General features: G+C 41.6%; 3 protein-coding genes and 1 pseudogene. 1 reads left to right on the top strand and 3 read right to left on the bottom strand.

Annotation, left to right across the window (positions count from 1 at the left end):
* Positions 1-364 precede the first annotated feature (364 nt).
* Positions 365-427: a hypothetical protein gene (locus tag QNN88_RS22700; RefSeq protein WP_414242133.1), complete on the top strand. Its 63-nt coding sequence runs from the start codon at positions 365-367 to the stop codon at positions 425-427.
* Between the two features lie 170 nt (positions 428-597).
* Here QNN88_RS22700 and QNN88_RS22705 read toward each other — a convergent pair whose 3' ends face one another.
* The 3 genes and pseudogenes from QNN88_RS22705 to QNN88_RS22715 form a co-directional block, all read right to left on the bottom strand.
* Positions 598-777 (bottom strand): hypothetical protein, encoded by a 180-nt coding sequence (locus tag QNN88_RS22705; RefSeq protein WP_414242131.1) that lies wholly within the window; start codon positions 775-777, stop codon positions 598-600.
* 425 nt (positions 778-1,202) lie between these two features.
* Positions 1,203-1,331: pseudogene (locus QNN88_RS22710) on the bottom strand (RHS repeat-associated core domain-containing protein); the annotation flags it as partial.
* 296 nt (positions 1,332-1,627) lie between these two features.
* Positions 1,628-2,165, bottom strand: a 538-nt coding sequence (locus QNN88_RS22715; protein WP_414242132.1) for an RHS repeat-associated core domain-containing protein, incomplete at its 5' end; no start/stop codon positions are given.

The following is a 2,165-nucleotide window of genomic DNA, read 5'->3' on the forward strand; positions in this document are numbered from 1 at the left end:
CGCCAGAGGCGTGAAGCTGCCAGGTACGTATATCCAGCGGATGGCATTTTCATCGTCAGGCGTGCCATCCGTGCCGAGCGGGATTTCTTCCGTTAACTGGTCGCCGTTCCAGTGAAAATCCATACCGGGCTTGTCCCGGTTGGTACAGCGCTTGCTGATGCGTCTGCCGAACGGGTCGTATTGATATTCCCAGCGTTCGCCTTCCGGTGTTTCCAGTCCGGTTAACTGGCTTTGCGCATCCCAGCGGTAGCGCCAGAGGAGAGGGCGGTAGTCATCGCTGTGTCAGCATCTGCCTCGAAGACCGCAAAACCGACATAGTCCTGTTTTACTCACAATAACCAACCTACATCTTAAAAGTGACTGGCTGGTCGTCGCGGGGTTTGATACCGGGCGTGCCGTGATGGTGAAGATTACGGAGGGCGCTTGAATATTATTGCTGGCACCAATGAGGTGCAGGCGCTGCGCGAATAGCTTTATCAGGCTGAACAGGTAGCCAGGGAGATGAAGGTCATGCTTGTTTAGTGAATTTAATGGTAATTAAATAATAAAATGTCGGGAGGGTTTAAGTATTCTTCCCAGCTTCCTTTTTATCAAATGTTATTTTAATAAATTATCAATTTTATTTTTTATAGTTTCAATTCTAATAATAATATTCTCATCATTCAAAACTTCTGTATTTATTTTAGAAAAATAAAACTTTAATTTAAGTAACATTTCTGTAGCGGTTGAACTATAGTTCACCGCATCATCAATACCGTCATAGATATCTGCATTCACCAGATCCCTGATAGATGAATTTAATTCATTGATCTCTTTATGAAAATCTATATTCATGTTTAATGTTTACTAAATGTAATAATATCAACACCATCTGGAGGAGCAACAACTTCAATACCTCCGCCAAGATTATCCCCTATGCCGGGAGCCGGACGGGTAATAAAATCGCTTCCCGGTTTTAATTTCGCAGTCATTATGAAATCACTACGATCAATGTTTTCCTGCGGTATGCCATATCTTCCCGCATATCCTGGGCTTGAGGAGGGTTCTAAAGCCCAAAATTGTGCCCCAGTTGTTTCACTACGCTCTGTTGTTCCCATACGATAAAGAGTAGCTCCATTTTCAACTTTTTCTCTCGCAGCTAAAGCTTCTGGAGAATTAGACTGATACGCCGAACCATAAGGCGTTTCTATATGCTCCTTACATAGCCCAAGCGGATCAATATATTTAAGAGGATTTGATACATAACTATAGGGGGTTATCCCCCCACCCAGCCCCACCGGGTCTGCACAAAGATACTGCCCCGCGTCACAATCATAGTACAAAAAATGATTGCAGTACCCTCAAAACCGTGAAAATGAGAAGAATTTTCCCCACCTTATTTTCCTTTATTCTATTTTTATACAAGACCAATGGCAGTTACAGCAAAAAAGCCCGGGTTTGGGTTGGCTGATGTTTTCAATTTTGATAGCATCATAGTTAATGAATGAGTTACTCTTCATCTGTATGAAAACCTCATGAAAATGGTAGTCACTAACTTTACTATCAAGTATTGTAAAACCATGTTGGGTAAAAAATAACACTAATTCTGTTATTGGTTTACAAACTTCAATATCATCTATTTTCATAATCATTTTAACACTATGGGTTCTCCGGTTGCACGCAGAACGTTCTGATAATCATCCACAAAATATTGTATGGCACCACCTTCACCCAAATGAGGATTGGCATTCACAATCGAGGTGGCTACATCAGTATCTTTTAATACCTCATACCCCTGAACTTGCGATCTATAACCAAAAACATCATGAGGCTTAACTTGAGCACTTCTCCAGAGTAATGACATTGATCCATCTGCCGCATCTAATGTTGATTGTGATAAATAAAATTCCGTTTGCCCAGGAACTCCACCGTAAATAATATCACCTTGTTTTAGAGTCCCTATTTTCCAGTCATCAACACCTGGATAATCACCCTTACCCTGCCATTTTGAAGCATTAGTAATTATATCATCTTTGCATAACCCAAGTGGATCTATGTATTTTAGTGGATTTTTGACATATCCATACGGATTTAACCCACCTCTTAGCCCTATCGGATCCGCGCAAAGATACTGCCCCGCGTCACAATCATAGTACCGGAAACGGTTGTAGTATAGCCCTGATTCG

Source organism: Citrobacter sp. ANG330, assembly GCF_047467925.1.
In the GTDB taxonomy this organism is placed as follows: domain Bacteria; phylum Pseudomonadota; class Gammaproteobacteria; order Enterobacterales; family Enterobacteriaceae; genus Citrobacter_A; species Citrobacter_A amalonaticus_G.